At 68.7% G+C, this 13036-nt stretch carries 10 protein-coding genes; all 10 read left to right on the plus strand.

Going from position 1 to position 13036, the window contains the following annotated elements:
- The first annotated feature begins 85 nt into the window (after positions 1-85).
- The 10 genes from paaA (at position 86) to EAH73_RS09505 (ending at position 12986) form a co-directional block, all read left to right on the plus strand.
- The gene (gene paaA, locus EAH73_RS09460) at positions 86-1048 is read left to right on the plus strand and encodes a 1,2-phenylacetyl-CoA epoxidase subunit PaaA (protein WP_140466242.1); all 963 of its coding nucleotides are present in this window, start codon (positions 86-88) and stop codon (positions 1046-1048) included.
- Between the two features lie 122 nt (positions 1049-1170).
- A complete protein-coding gene (gene paaB, locus EAH73_RS09465; protein WP_140466243.1) occupies positions 1171-1458 on the plus strand; it encodes a 1,2-phenylacetyl-CoA epoxidase subunit PaaB in 288 nt (95 codons plus the stop codon).
- An 11-nt stretch (positions 1459-1469) separates the two neighbouring features.
- Positions 1470-2282: a 1,2-phenylacetyl-CoA epoxidase subunit PaaC gene (gene paaC / locus EAH73_RS09470; protein ID WP_140466244.1), complete on the plus strand. Its 813-nt coding sequence runs from the start codon at positions 1470-1472 to the stop codon at positions 2280-2282.
- Positions 2276-2788: a 1,2-phenylacetyl-CoA epoxidase subunit PaaD gene (gene paaD / locus EAH73_RS09475; protein WP_140466245.1), complete on the plus strand. Its 513-nt coding sequence runs from the start codon at positions 2276-2278 to the stop codon at positions 2786-2788. The genes paaC and paaD overlap by 7 nt, the downstream gene beginning before the upstream one ends.
- Before the next feature lie 100 nt (positions 2789-2888).
- A complete protein-coding gene (locus tag EAH73_RS09480) occupies positions 2889-4082 on the plus strand; it encodes a 3-hydroxyacyl-CoA dehydrogenase NAD-binding domain-containing protein (RefSeq protein WP_205012988.1) in 1194 nt (397 codons plus the stop codon).
- A complete protein-coding gene (paaI, locus tag EAH73_RS09485; protein WP_140466246.1) occupies positions 4060-4512 on the plus strand; it encodes a hydroxyphenylacetyl-CoA thioesterase PaaI in 453 nt (150 codons plus the stop codon). The genes EAH73_RS09480 and paaI overlap by 23 nt, the downstream gene beginning before the upstream one ends.
- Before the next feature lie 76 nt (positions 4513-4588).
- Entirely contained in the window at positions 4589-5797 is a 1209-nt protein-coding gene (pcaF, locus tag EAH73_RS09490) for a 3-oxoadipyl-CoA thiolase (protein WP_140466247.1), read from the plus strand.
- 119 nt (positions 5798-5916) lie between these two features.
- Complete coding sequence (gene paaZ, locus EAH73_RS09495; RefSeq protein WP_140466248.1) at positions 5917-7983, plus strand: phenylacetic acid degradation bifunctional protein PaaZ; 2067 nt, start codon at positions 5917-5919, stop codon at positions 7981-7983.
- A gap of 172 nt (positions 7984-8155) precedes the next feature.
- Entirely contained in the window at positions 8156-11404 is a 3249-nt protein-coding gene (locus EAH73_RS09500) for a PAS domain-containing protein (RefSeq protein WP_140466249.1), read from the plus strand.
- A gap of 187 nt (positions 11405-11591) precedes the next feature.
- Positions 11592-12986, plus strand: coding sequence for an MATE family efflux transporter (locus EAH73_RS09505; protein ID WP_240047195.1), 1395 nt, complete (start codon positions 11592-11594; stop codon positions 12984-12986).
- Positions 12987-13036: the final 50 nt, after the last annotated feature.

Genomic DNA, 13036 nt, shown 5'->3' on the forward strand with positions numbered 1-13036 from the left:
GCCTAAGGTACGGCCGCGGCCCGGGGCCCCAGAATTTTTTCGTTACTTTTACAAACTAACGCTTGTTAGCCCTCGTTATCAGCCCATGGAAACGCTCGAAAAAGACCTCTCCCGCGACGACCAGTTCCAGGCCCGCATCGACGCCGACGTGCGCATCGAGCCCAAGGACTGGATGCCCGACGCCTACCGCAAAACCCTGATCCGGCAGATTTCGCAGCACGCCCACTCCGAAATCGTGGGCATGCTGCCCGAGGGCAACTGGATTACTAGGGCCCCCAGCCTCAAGCGCAAGGCCATTTTGCTGGCCAAGGTGCAGGACGAAGCCGGCCACGGCCTCTACCTCTACAGCGCCGCCGAAACCCTGGGCGCCAGCCGCGACCAGATGCTGGCCGACCTGCATTCGGGCAAGGCCAAGTACAGCAGCATCTTCAACTACCCCACCCTGAGCTGGGCCGACATGGGCTGCGTGGGCTGGCTCGTGGACGGCGCCGCCATCCTCAACCAGGTGCCGCTGTGCCGCACCAGCTACGGGCCCTACGCCCGGGCCATGGTGCGCGTGTGCAAGGAGGAGAGCTTCCACCAGCGCCAGGGCTTCGAAATCATGCAAACGCTGGCCGCCGGTGCCCCCGCCCAGCGGGAAATGGCCCAGGAAGCCCTCAACCGCTGGTGGTGGCCCACGCTGATGATGTTCGGCCCAAAAGATTCGGAATCGCCCAACACCGAGCAGAGCATGAAGTGGCGCATCAAGCGCTTTACCAACGACGAGTTGCGCCAGAAATTTGTGGACATGATGGTGCCCCAGGCCGAGTTCCTGGGCCTGACCGTGCCCGACGAAAAAGCTCAATGGAACGAAGCTCGCCAGGCCTACGACTTCGGCGAAGTGGACTGGGACGAGTTCTGGAGCGTAGTGAAGGGCAACGGCCTCTGCAACCACGACCGCCTGCAGGCCCGCGTGCAAGCCCACGAGGAAGGCGCCTGGGTGCGCGAAGCCGCCCTGGCCCACGCCGCCAAGCGCGCAGCGCGGGAAGCGGCCGCCGTGGCAGTTTAGGGCTCCAGCGCTTAGTAAGCTATAATCCAGGCCGTCGTGCAGCGCGCAGCGCAGCGCAGCATGGCGGCCCAGGGCCCCAACCCGTGTAGCGGCCTGGGGCCCCAACCAAAAGAACGCAAGCAATGAATCAATCCGAGTGGCCCTTGTGGGAAGTGTTCATCCGCAGCAAGCAGGGGCTCGACCACAAGCACGTGGGCAGCCTGCATGCCGCCGACGCCACCATGGCCGTGCAAAACGCCCGCGACGTGTACACGCGCCGCCTGGAGGGCGTGAGCATTTGGGTGGTCGAATCGACCCACATCCACGCCTCCAACCCCGACGAGGCGGCCGAGTTTTTCGACCCGGCGGCCGACAAAGTGTACCGGCACCCCACGTTTTACACCGTGCCGGATTCCATCAAACACATGTAAGCCTGCCGGTTATGGACCACCCCGCTGATTTGCAACCCGCCCCCGCCGCCATTGCCCACGCCCCCACCGTGCGGCAGCAGCTCTTCGAATTTGTGCTGCAGCTGGCCGATACCAGCCTCGTGCTGGGCCACCGCCTGAGCGAGTGGTGCGGCCACGGCCCCGTGCTGGAACAGGACCTGGCCATGGCCAACATCGCCCTCGATTTGCTGGGCGAAACCCGCAGCCTTTACCAGTACGCCGCCCAGCTCGAAGGCCAGGGCCGCACCGAGGACGACCTCGCTTACCTGCGCCCCGCCACCGCCTACCGCAACCCGCTGCTGGTGGAGCAGCCCAACGGCGACTTCGCCCACACCGTGGTGCGCCAGTTCTTGTTCGACAACTACCACTACCACTTGCTGTTGGCGCTGAAAGAGGGCCCCGACGCGCCCCTTGCTGGCATCGCCGAAAAGTCGGTGAAGGAGGCCGCCTACCACCTCAAGTGGAGCTCGGAGTGGATCATCCGCCTGGGCGACGGCACGGCCGAAAGCCGCCAGCGCCTCGACAAGGCCCTGGCCACGCTCTGGCGCTACGCCGCCGAGCTAACCACGCCCACCGCCACCGAAACCGCCTTGCAAGGCCTGGGCCTCGTGCCCGACTACGCCGACCTGCTCCCCGCCATGCAGGCCCACGCGGCCCACGTGCTGGCCGAAGCCACCGTGCCCGCGCCCCAAGTCGTGCCCTTCGCCCAGCGCGGCGGCAAGGGCGGCCAACACTCCGAGCACCTGGGCTACCTGCTCGCCGAGCTGCAGTACATGCAGCGCGCCTACCCCGGCCTGACGTGGTAGCTAGCACTACTGGGACCCCCACCGAGGCCCGCGTTTGGGAGCTGCTGGAGGAGGTAACGGACCCCGAGGTGCCCGTGCTCAGCATCCTCGACCTGGGCATTGTGCGGGCCGTGCGCGTGGCGGGGCCCCAGGTGACGGTGACCATCACGCCCACCTACTCGGGCTGCCCGGCCATGAACACCATCGCCACCGACATCCGCCTGCGCCTGCTGGCCGAGGGCATCACCCAGCTCACGGTGCACAACCAGCTCAGCCCCGCCTGGACGACGGACTGGATGAGCGCCGCGGGCCGCGCCAAGCTCACTGCCTACGGCATCGCCCCGCCCGTGGACGGCACTGCTACTGGCCACGTGCTCAACCTGTTCGGCAAGGCCACGGCCGTGGCCTGCCCGTTGTGCGGCTCGGCCCACACGCAGCTAGTCAACCAGTTCGGCTCCACGGCGTGCAAGGCCCTCTACCAGTGCCAGGACTGCCGCGAGCCGTTCGATTATTTCAAGTGCCACTAGGCAATTGTCGTTTGGCAGGCAACCTTTAACGCCTTGCCGCACCGCCGCGCCAGCCATTGCAAAAGGCCGGTGCGATCAAACGACCATTGATAGCCGTTAAATGATGAATGACCACATGACCATCGGAATCATCGGCAGCGGGGCCATGGGCGCGGGCATTGCCCAGGTGCTGGCCACCGCCGGCCACCCCGTGCGCCTGCTCGACCAGCACGCCGGGGCCCTGGAAAAAGCCACGGCCGGCATCGAGGCCAACCTGCGCCGGCTGGTGGAAAAAGGCCAGCTCTCGGCTGACGCCGCCGGCCTGGCCGCCGCCCGCCTTAGCCCCACCACCTACCTGCCCGACTTTGCCGACTGCGAGCTGGTGATCGAGGCCGTGGTGGAAGACCTGGCCGCCAAGCAACAGCTGTTTCGGGAAGTGGAGCCGGTGGTGGCGCCCGAGTGCATCCTGGCCAGCAACACGTCGTCGCTCTCGCTGGCCTCCATTGCGGCGGCGTGCGCGCGGCCGGAGCGCTTCATCGGCTTGCACTTTTTCAACCCTGCCCCGCTCATGCGGCTCGTCGAGATCATTCCGGCGGTGCAAACCCGCGCCGGCCTGGCCGACGAGCTTAGGGCCCTGGTGCTGGGCTGGGGCAAGCAGCCCGTGGTGGCCCAGGACACCCCCGGCTTCATCGTGAACCGGGTGGCGCGCCCTTTCTACGGCGAGGCGCTGCGCATCCTGGAAGAGGGCCTGGCCGACGCGCCCACCATCGATTGGGCCCTGACGGCGCTCGGCGGCTTCCGCATGGGGCCCTTCGCGCTGATGGACTTCATCGGCCACGACGTGAACTACCGCGTGACGGAAGCCGTGTTCGCCGGCTTCTACTTCGACCCGCGCTACCGCCCCGCCATCGCCCAGAAGCGCCTGCTGGAAGCCGGCTTTTTGGGCCGAAAATCCGGCCGCGGCTTTTATGATTATTCCGCCGGGGCCCCGGCGCCCGCCCCCACCCCGGACGAGACGCTGGGCCATATCATTTTGTACCGGGTGCTGGCCATGCTCATCAACGAAGCGGCCGACGCGCTGCACCGCGGCGTGGCCTCGGCCGATGACCTGGAGCTGGCCATGACGCAGGGCGTGAACTACCCCCGCGGCCTGCTGGCCTGGGCCGACGCCCTGGGCCCGCCCCGCGTGCTGGCCTGGCTCGACGCCCTCTACGAAGAGTACCACGAGGAACGCTACCGCGCCAGCCCGCTGCTGCGCAAGCTGGCCCGCACCCACCAGTTATTCATTCCGCATGCGCGCGTTACCCAAGCCTGAGGCCGGCGCTGGGGCCCCCGCCCCGGCCGAAACCGTGAAGGACCTGATGCTGGCCCACGACGCCTTCAGCCGCTGGCTGGGGGTGGCCGTGGCCGCGGTGGGCCCCGGCTACGCCCGCCTCACGCTGGCCGTGCGCCCCGACATGCTCAACGGCTTCGGGGCCCTGCACGGCGGCGTCACGTTCGCGGCCGCCGACACGGCTTTCGGGCTGGCCTGCAACAGCCACGGCCGCCAAGCCGTGGGCCTGAGCGTGACCATCGACTACCTCGAAGCCGGCCGCCCCGGCGACGTGCTCACCGTGGAAGCCCGCGAGGAAAGCCTCAAGCACAAAATCGGCGTGTACCAGGTGCGCGTCAGCAACCAGCACGGCACCGTGCTGGCCCTGTTCAAAGGCACCGCCTACCGCTCAGACAAAGAAATTCCACTGTAATACAATGGGTACGTGCACCAACCAATTACACCAATTGCTTAGGCCGCCGTCCCATTTGATGAAAGTTAACAAGATTATGAAAGACGCATTTATCGTTGACGGCATCCGCACGCCGATTGGCAACTTTGGCGGGGCCCTGGCCACCGTGCGGCCCGACGACCTGGGGGCCCTGGTCATTCAAGAACTGCTGCGCCGCAACCCCACGGCCGACCCGGCCGGCATCGCCGACGTGCTGCTGGGCTGCGCCAACCAGGCCGGCGACGACAACCGCAACGTGGCCCGCATGGCCCTGCTGCTGGCCGGCCTGCCCACCGCGGTGCCCGGCGAAACTGTGAATCGGCTGTGCGCCAGCGGCCTGTCGGCCAGCGTGGCGGCGGCCCGCGCCATCCAGTGCGGCGACGGCGACCTGTTCGTTGCCGGCGGCGTGGAGAGCATGACCCGGGGGCCCCTGGTGATTTCCAAGGCCAGCGCCGCCTTCGGGCGCGACGCGCAAATGGCCGACTCCAGCTTCGGCTGGCGCTTTGTGAACCCGCGCATGGAGGAGCTGTACGGCACCGACAGCATGGGCGAAACCGCCGAGAACCTGGCCGAGCGCGACGGCATCGGCCGCGACGACCAGGACCGCTTCGCCCTGGCCTCGCAGCACAAAGCCGCCGCCGCCCAAAGCAGCGGCCGCCTGGCCCAGGAAATCGTGCCCGTGCCCATTGCGCAGCGCAAAGGCGAGCCGGTGCTGTTTGCGGAGGACGAATTCCTCAAGCCCGGCACCACCGCGGAGGGCCTGGCCAAGCTGCGCCCCGCCTTCCGCAAGAGCGGCGGCACCGTGACGGCCGGCAACGCCTCGGGCCTGAACGACGGGGCCGCCGCCCTGCTCCTAGCCTCGGAAGACGGCCTGAAGCAGCACGGCCTCACTCCCCGGGCCCGCTTCGTGGCCATGGGCGTGGCCGGCGTGGAGCCCCGCTACATGGGCATCGGCCCGGTGCCGGCCACCCAAATGGCCCTGAAAAAAGCCGGCCTCACGCTCGACCAAATCGACCTGATTGAGCTCAACGAAGCCTTCGCCGCCCAGAGCCTGGCCTGCACCCGGGCCCTGGGCCTGGCCGACAACGACCCGCGCCTGAACCCCAACGGCGGCGCCATTGCCCTGGGCCACCCCCTGGGCATGAGCGGCGCCCGCCTGCTCCAAACCGCCGCCCTGGAACTGCACCGCCAGCACAAGCGCTACGCCCTGGTGACGATGTGCATCGGCGTGGGCCAAGGCTACGCCGCCATCATCGAACGGGCGTAGCGCGCTGTAGCGCGGACTTTGTAGTCCGCGGCTTTCGCTTCGTCCTGCCGATGACCGCTGGGCGACCGTTCAAAAACGCGGACTACAAAGTCCGCGCTACATTCTAATCTTCCTTTCCCATGCCCACCCAACTGCTCGAAAACTATACCCTTGGCCGCTGGCTGCCCGGCGGGGGGCCCCAGCAAGAACTGCTCGACGCCAGCACCGGCGAAACCATTGCCCTGGCCAACACCGAAGGCGTGGACTACGAAGAAGTGCTGGCCTACGGGCGGCGCGTGGGCAATCCCGCGCTGCGAAAAATGACCTTCCACGAGCGGGGGCGGATGCTGAAGGCGCTGGCCTTCCACTTGCAGGAGAAAAAGGAGGTATTTTACGAGCTGAGCTACCGCTCGGGCGCCACCCGGGCCGACTCGTGGATTGACATTGAGGGCGGCATCGGCAACCTGTTTGCCAACGCTTCGCTGCGGCGCAAATTCCCCGACAAGCCGTTTTACGTGGAGGGCGAGCCGGTGGGCCTGAGCAAGGGCGGCACCTTCGTGGCCCAACACCTGCTGGTGCCCAAGGAGGGCGTGGCCGTGCACATCAACGCCTACAACTTCCCCATTTGGGGCATGCTGGAGAAGATTGCCGTGAACCTGCTGGCCGGCATGCCCGCCGTGGTGAAGCCCGCCGTGCCTACGGCCTACCTCACCGAGGCCGTGGTGCGCGAAATCATTGCCTCGGGCATCTTGCCCGCCGGGGCCCTGCAGCTGGTATCGGGCTCGGGCCAGGGCATCCTCGACCACCTCACCTACCAAGACGTGGTGACCTTCACCGGTTCGGCCACCACCGGCCGGCTGCTGCGCGCCCACCCGCGCATCATTGCGGAGGCCGTGCCCTTTACCATGGAGGCCGATTCGCTGAACGCCGCCGTGCTGGGGCCCGACGCCCGGCCGGGCACGCCCGAATTCGACCTGTTTGTGAAGGAAGTGCGCAAGGAAATGACGGCCAAGTGCGGGCAGAAGTGCACCGCCATCCGCCGCGCCATCGTGCCCGCCGAATTGCTGGAGGACGTGCAAATTGCCCTCGGCAAGGCTCTGGCCCAGACCACCATCGGCCACCCGCGGGCCGAGGGCGTGCGCATGGGGGCCCTGGCCGGCCGGGCGCAGGCCGCGCAGTTCCGCGCCCGGGTGCAGGAGCTGGCCCGCCACACGCCCATCGTGTACGGCGACCTGGACGCCGTGGACATTCGGGGCCAGGAGCTGGGGGCCCACGCCGGCCGGGGCGCCTTTGCCTCGCCCATCGTGCTGCGCAACGACGAACCGTTCCGCCACCTCGACTCGCACGAAATTGAGGCCTTCGGGCCAGTGGTGACGCTGATGCCCTACCACGACCTGGGCGAGGCCGTGCAGCTCGCCAACCTCGGCAAAGGCTCGCTGGTGTGCTCGCTGGCCACGGCCGATGCCGGCGTGGCCACGGAGTTTGTGCTGGGCGCGGCCACCCACCACGGCCGCATTTTGGTGCTGAACGCGGAGATGGCCAAAGAGAGCACCGGCCACGGCTCGCCGCTGCCGCAGCTCATCCACGGGGGCCCCGGGCGGGCGGGCGGCGGCCAGGAAATGGGCGGCATCCGCGGCGTGGAGCACTTCATGCAGCGCGTGGCCCTGCAGGGGTCGCCGAGCATGATTACGGCTATTACGCAGGTGTACCAAACTGGCGCTAAGCAGATTGAGCGCGACAAACACCCTTTCCAGCACTACTTTGAGGAGCTGGAAATTGGGCAGACCTACACCACCCACCGCCACACCGTGACGGAGGCTGACATCACGAACTTCGCCCAGGTGTCGGGCGACAACTTCTACGCCCACGTGGACGCTACCTCGCTGGAAGGCACGCTGTTTACGGGGCGCGTGGCCCACGGCTACTACGTGCTCAGCAAGGCCGCCGGCATGTTCGTGGACCCGCGCAAGGGCCCCGTGCTGCTCAACTACGGCCTCGACGAGTGCCGCTTCACCAAGCCCGTGTACCCAGGCACTACCATCGGCGTGCAACTGACGGTGAAAGAGAAGATTGGGCAAGAAAAACGCGACAGTACCGACGTGGCCAAGGGCATTGTGCGCTGGCTGGTGACGGTGACCGACGAAACCGGCGATACGGTGGCCGTGGCCACGATTTTGACGATGGTGAAGAAGCGCGACCAGGGCTAAGCCGCGGCCGGCGGGGGCCCGCCCGTTGGGGCCCACGCCGGCCCCCGGCGCAGGGGCGGCGCGTATGTTCTGCAATACCCCTATATTCAGGCCGCCTTACTATCAACCCGCTGGCTTCCACCAGCGGGGCCCGCTCCTTGCGCCAACGGCTGCTACTCTACCCTACCCAGCCATGCCCATTACCCCGCCCCTCCCCGCTTCCCCCGTTGCCGGCGGCCCCCCCCCGGCTCCCGAACGGGACCGCGCCGAGCGCGCCGAAGCCGCGCTGGCCCAGGCCCAGGCCCGCATCGCCGCCCTCGAAGACCAGCTGGCGGCCAGCGCCGGCACCGCCCAGCGCCACTACGCCCAGCTCAATGCCCTGGTGCAGGCCCTGCAGGTGGGCCTGGTGCTGGTCGACCCCGAGGGCCAGATTCAGTTCGTCAACCAGTTCTTCTGGGAGCTGTTTGGCCTGGCCCCGGTGGCCAACCCGGCGGCCGGGGCCCCTCCCCTGGTGCCGGCCGATGTGCAAATCAACCAAGTCTTCGCTGATCCGGCCGCGTTTAAAATGCGCGTGCGGGACCTGAACGCGGCCGGGGGCACGGCGCTGCGCGAAGTATTTGCGCTGGCCGACGGCCGGGTGGTGGAATTGGATTACCTGGTGCTGGACCAGGGCCGGGGCGGGCGGCTCATTTGCTACCGCGACGTGACCGAACGCCACCAGCGCGACGCGCAGCTGGCCGGGCAGCGGGCCTTCTACGAGCACGTGCTGGAGCAAATTCCCACCGCGGTGGCCGTGTTCGACGACGCCCACCGCTACCTGTACGTGAACCCCGCCTTGGAGCCCGACCCCGCCCGGCGTGCCCAGATGCTGGGCCAAACCAGCGCGGCCGCCTGCCCCAGCCGCTGGCGCACGCCGGGCACGGAGGCCCACCGCGCCGCCGCTTTTGCCGAGGCCGTGCGCACGCAGCGCCCCGTGGCCTGGAACGAAACGCACACCGGCGACACAGAGCCCCGGCACTTCCAGATCCGCTACCAGCCCGCACCGGGCCCCGCCGGCGCGCAGTGGGTCATCAGCACGGGCACCGACATTACCGAACGCAAGCGGGCCGAAGAGCGCCTGGCCAACCAGCAAGAATTTTACGAATCGGTGCTGAACCTGCTGCCGGTGGACGTGGCCGTGTTCGACCCCGACCACCGCTTCCTGTTCGTCAACCCCTCCGGCCTTACCGACCCCGCGGAGCGCGAGCGGGCCATCGGCCTTACCAACGTGGAATTCTTGGCCAAACGCCCGCAGGCGCCCCCCGGGCTAGCCGCGCAGCGCGAACGCTGCTTTGCCGAGGCCGTGGCCACGCGGCAAGACGTGTCGTGGGAAGAAGTGCGCCCCACCCCCCAGGGGCCCCAGTTGATCCTGCGGTCGTTTCGGCCCATTTTTACCGCCGACGGCAACCTCCGCTGGATGGTGGGCACCGGCCTCGACCTCACGGCGCGGTACGCCGCCGAGGAGCGCCAGCTCCAGGCCCAGGCGCGGCTCCAGCAGCAGCAGGATTTCATGCGCCAGGTGGTGGACGCCCTGCCGGACGCGCTCTACATGATGGGCCCCGACGGACGCCCGGCCTTCGCCAACGGGACCTTCCGGACGTCGATGGAGCGCAGTGCCCACGCCCAGCCCGGTGCCGAAAAGAACACCGTGGTGCAGGACGAGCTGCGGCAGATTGGGGCCTTTAACGACTTGGTGCTGCGCACCCAGCAGGCCCAGACGCGGGAATTGCCCTTTACCCTGGCCACTGGCGAAACGCGGTACTACTCCGTGTACAAGCAGCCCATGCAGCAGCCCGACGGGGCCCCGGGCGTCCTCACGGTGAGCAGCGACGTGACGGCCATGAAGCAGGCCCGGCAGGCCCTGGAGCGGCGCGAAAAGCAATACCACGACCTGGTGTACTACTCCCAGGCCCTCATTTGCACCCACGACGCCGAAGGCCGGCTGCTATCGGTGAACCCCGCCATTGAGCAGCTGATGGGCCTGTCCGCCGCTGCCTTGGTGGGCCACTACCTGCACGAAGCCATGCCGCCGGAATACCACGCCGCGCTGGAAGAATACCTTAAAAATCCGGCCCCGCTGGCAGTCGGGCCGCAGTCGGTGCTGATCCTCACGGCTACCGGCGAGAAGCGCTACCTAAACTACTATTCGCACCGCGTGGCCGAGCCCGGCCAGCCGCCCTACGTGGTGGCCTCGGGCTACGACGTGACGGCGGGCGTGCGGGCGCAGCGGGCCCTGCAACAAGCCAAGCAGGAAGCCGAGGAAAACGCCAGCGCCAAGGAGGCCTTCCTGGCGCACATGAGCCACGAAATTCGCACGCCCCTGAACGGGGTGCTGGGCATGGCCGCCCTACTCCAGAAAACGCCCCTCACCGATTCGCAAGCCGAGTACCTGCACACCATGCAGCACGCCGGCCGCCACCTGCTGGCCCTGCTCAACGACGTGCTGGACATGGCCAAAATCACGGCCCAGCAGCTCGAGCTCGACCACGCGCCCTTCGACCTGGCCGTGGCCCTGCAAGGAGCCAGCCAAACGGTGGCCTCCCTGGCCGAAGCCAAGGGCTTGCAGCTGACGGTAACCCTGTGGCCCTCCAGCCTGTCGCCGCGTGTGCTGGGCGATGCCTACCGCCTGCACCAGGTGCTGCTCAACCTGCTCAGCAACGCCATCAAGTTTACCGAGCGGGGGCGCGTGCGGCTGGGGGCCGACGTGCTGCGCGACGCCCCCGGGGCCCTCACCGTGCGCTTTTGGGTGGAGGATACGGGCATCGGCATCCCGCCCGCCCAGCAGGCCCACATCTTCGAGGCCTTCGCCCAGGCCGGCACCGAAACCAGCCCCCGCTTCGGCGGCACGGGGCTGGGGCTGGCCATCAGCCAGCAGCTGGTGGCCCAGATGGGCGGCGTGCTGCGCCTGACCAGCACGCCCGGCCACGGCACCACCTTCGCGTTTCAGCTCACGCTGCCCCGCCCCACCCCCGCCGCCGCCCCCGCCGCCCCCGCCCCGCCCCCGGCCTACGACGAGCTGCAGGGCCGCCGCATCCTGCTGGCCGAAGACAACCCCGTCAACCAGTTCATTGCCGTGGTGGTGCTGGAGCGCTGGGGCGTGCAGGTGCAGGCCGTGGCCAACGGCACCGATGCGCTCGACTACCTGCGCACTCAGCCCTTCGACGCGGCCCTGCTCGACATCCGCATGCCGGGCCTGAGCGGGGTGGCCGTAACGGCGGCCATCCGCCAGCACGCCGACCCGGTGCGCGCCACCGTGCCCATCATCGCCCTCACCGCCAACGCCTTCGACACCGACCGCGCCGGCTACCTGGCCGCCGGCATGGACGCCTGCCTCACCAAGCCCTACGAGGAAGCCGCCCTCTACCAGCTGCTGGTGCAGCTACTGGCCCGCGCCGAGGAGTAAGGTGGGCGGCGTGCGTTCTACGTCCCCCCAGGCCGTTATGTGCAATGACGGCTAACAACGAGCAGCTGGCAGCGAGCAACCGGCAACACCCGGCAACGAGCAACTACTAACGGAGCCGCAGGGGCCCCGGGGTTACCTTTGCGGCGGGAGCGGCGCGCGTGGCGCCGCTCCTTTTGCGCCGCTCGTTTTGAAAGAACACCTCCGCCCCACCCTGCTGCTTGCTTACCCCGTCGTGCTCTCGCAGCTCGGCCACATGCTGGTGAGCGTGTGCGACTCGGTGATGGTGGGCAACCAGCCCGGGGCCCTGGGCACGGCCTCACTGGCCGCCATCAGCGTGGGTGTGAGCACCACCAACGTGCTGCTCATCCTGGGCATTGGCCTGAGCATGGGGGCCGTGCCGCTGGTGGCCGCCGCCGCCGGCCGCCGCGACGAGCCCGCCCTGCGCCGCCTGCTGGTGAGCAGCGTGTGGCTGTGCACGCTGGCGGGCCTGGCGCTGGCTGGCCTCAGCGAGCTGCTGCCCCGCGTGATGCCCCACCTGGGGCAGGCGCCGGCGGTGGTGGCCATGGCCGCGCCCTGGGTGCGGGTGGTGGGCTGGTCGCTGCTGCCGCTGATGGTGTTCCAGGGCTTCCGCGAGTTTGCCGAGGGGCTGGGCCTCACGCGGCAGGCCATGTGGCTGTCCATCGGGGCCAACGTGGTGAACGCGCTGCTCTGCTACGCCCTCATTTTTGGGCACTGGGGGGCCCCGAAAATGGGCCTCATCGGCTCGGCCTGGGCCACGCTCGTTTCGCGCGTGCTGATGGCGTCGCTCATGGCCGGCTACGTGCTGCGCGCCGGGGCCCTGCGCCCCTACCGCGCCACCGCCGCCGAGTGGCTGCGGCCCCACGCGGCGGCCCTGCGCCGCCTGGTGGCGCTGGGGGCCCCCATTGGCAGCCAAATGATGTTCGAGATGGGCGCCTTCGCCTTCTCGGCCCTGATGATTGGCTGGCTGGGCGCCGTGCCGCAGGCTTCCCACCAAATTGCCATCAACGTGGCGGGCGTGACCTACATGGCGGCCAGCGGCATTGCGGCGGCGGCCACCATTCGGGTGGGCAACCTGCGCGGGGCCGGCGACGCGGCCGGGGCCCGGCAGGCGGGCTTTGCGGCCTACTGGCTGGCGTTTGGCTTCATGAGCAGCATGGGCGTGGTGCTGATCCTGGCCCGCCACTTGGTGCCGCCGCTCTACAACCACGACCCCGCCGTGCTGGCCCAGGCCAGCACGCTGCTGCTCATCGCGGCCGGCTTCCAGGTGTCCGACGGCTTGCAGGTGGTGGGCCTGGGGGCCCTGCGCGGGCTGGAAGACGTGAAGGTGCCCTCGCTGGTGGCCCTGCTGGCCTACTGGGCGGTGGCGCTGCCGCTGGGCTACTACTTGGGCTTCCACCTGCACCTGGGGGCCCCGGGCGTGTGGGCGGCGCTGCTGCTGGGCCTCACCATCGTGGCCGGGGTACTGCTGCTACGCTTCCGCCGCGAAACTGCCCCCGGGGCCCTCCTGCCCGCCGGCCCCACCCCGCTGCCCCTGCCCGAGGCGGAGCTGCTGAAAGCGTAGCCGCCGCCCGGTCCGTAGCGCACTGTAGCGCAGACTTTGCAGTCCGCGGC

The organism is Hymenobacter nivis (assembly GCF_006439025.1).
Lineage (GTDB): Bacteria > Bacteroidota > Bacteroidia > Cytophagales > Hymenobacteraceae > Hymenobacter > Hymenobacter nivis_A.